1 pseudogene is annotated in these 2,060 nt (G+C 63.5%); it reads right to left on the bottom strand.

Annotation, left to right across the window (positions count from 1 at the left end):
- A pseudogene (locus ACH2EI_RS02760) lies at nt 1–1,371 on the bottom strand (hypothetical protein); the annotation flags it as partial.
- Between the last annotated feature and the right edge of the window lie 689 nt (nt 1,372–2,060).

Here is a 2,060-nt window from a genome sequence, read left to right as displayed (position 1 = left end):
CTTGCCGGTGACGACCTCGATGGGCACGTGTCGCCAGCGCTCGGAGTCGACCGTCATGGCGAACGAACAGAACGTCGCCACGTTCGAGTCGTCGGCGACGTCTTCATGGTTCCGGTACCCGTGGTACTGCCCGAGCCCCACCGAGTCGGGAAGGACACGCATCGACTCGATGGTTGCGGCTCGCTCATCGTGATATGCCTCGTCGCTGTGGTTGGCGGGCCGCTCCATCAGCGCCAGCGCGGCCAACTGGATGAGATGGTTCTGCACCACATCGTCGATCACACCCACCTGTTCGTAGAAGGAGCCACGACCTGCCACGTCGCCACGTTCACGAAGGTCGATCGCGATCCGGTCGACACTGTGCCGGTCGAGCACTCGGTCGAAGAGCGCATTGCTCGTTCTGACCGTCAGCAGGTTCTCGACAGCTGCTTTGGCGAGGAAGTGGTCGACGATCAGTAGCCCATCGCTGCCGAGGGACGCCGTCATCTCGTCGTGGAGTTCGCGAGCTGACGCCGCATCGGTCCCGAATGGTTTCTCCACGACAAAACGAGTCTCATCGGACATGCGACTCGATGCAATGGCCCGAGCAGCGTCGCCGAACACCGCCGGCGGAAGCGCTGCGTAGACGACCGGCAACCGGGCGTCGCCGAGGACGTCGGCGATCTCGTCGAACGTGGCCGACGCGGCAGCATCACCGCTCACGTAGTGCACGTCCAGACGACTCGGGTCAACGAAGTCGTCAGCTTTGCGGCCCGCTACACCCCCAGCTACACCCTCAGCTGCACGAGCGATCAGGTCCTTGATGTCTTCGTCGGATCGCTCACTTCGTCCCACGCCGATGACGGGAACATCGTCGAGCCGGCCGCTCCCGCACAGTTCGAGGAGTGCCGGGATCAGTTTCGATTCGCCGAGGTCACCGGTGATTCCGAAGAGCACCAGGGCATCGGCGCGGCGCAACGGAAAGGAAGGGGAATCCATGCGAGAGCGCTGCCCACTGCATCGATGTTTCAAACTCGGGCGGTCAGGGACTCTCCGACGGCGCACACCACGATGGGTTGTCGTGTGGGCGGCCGCTTTCGAGGCACACGCCGGTGCGTACGCACCCTCACCGACGACGGTTAAACGGTGCTCGCCCCACACCTGCGGGTGCTCGGAGCGCAACGCACCTTTGCAACGGGCGATGACTGCGCAGGCGAACCAGGCGGCGTTGGCCGGGTAGTGGCCTGAGGGGATGTGGGCGACGCCGCCGTCTTTGAGTGCTCTGATGGCCAGTTCGACAAAGGTGGTTTCGGCGACTCGGGCGAACCCGCAGAGGGTGTAGTCGATGAACCGGTTGATCCCACGACAGGATCCGGCTGATCCCTTTCGCATCCTGGAGAACAAGACTTCACCGGTCCCCGCACGTGTCGTAACCGACCTGCGTTGCACCGGCACGCAACACGTCGGTGTGGTCAATGTGGGGTGGCGTCGGCAAGCATCGCCGCAATCAGCGTGCAGAGTTTGCGGCCAAGGATGGGGTCTCCGAGAAGTGGCAATCCTGCGACCGACGCGAACACAGAGTTCTGCCAACGCGTCGAACACCCGATGAGCGGAACGATTGTCCGCCGATATCGCACCATTACCCCGGAGACCCGGACATGGCCGACCGAGGGCTCGATGTCGGGCGATCGATCCGCATGCTCCGAGCAGAGAACGGGCCAAGGCCGATCCGCCCTGTATCCAGGGTTCCTTCGAACCAGCTCGTTCGTTCCGACGGTGCGTTGCAGGGTCGGATTCGCACAGCCCGCCAGGTCGAGGGATCGGTTGCTGTCACCCGCCAAGCGGTGACGAAGCGAGCACATCAGAGTCGTAGCGGCTACTGGGAGCACAACGCGCCGCTCTCGTGGGCTCCTGCGTTGTCGCCCGACCAGATAGAGGAAATCGGGCTCTACGCGACTGAGTGTGGGGCGGTGTGAGTTTCGGGCCCCGGGATAGGGGTCCACCAGCATGGCCAAGGGCCTCGCCATTCTGCAGGTATCTGACATCTGCTGAAGGAGAGACCCTTGTCCAGGAATTACCGT

This window comes from Ilumatobacter sp. (assembly GCF_041688325.1).
GTDB lineage: Bacteria > Actinomycetota > Acidimicrobiia > Acidimicrobiales > Ilumatobacteraceae > Ilumatobacter_A.
The sequence above is the reverse complement of the archived record's forward strand: the minus strand, read 5'-3'. Positions and strand labels throughout refer to the sequence as shown.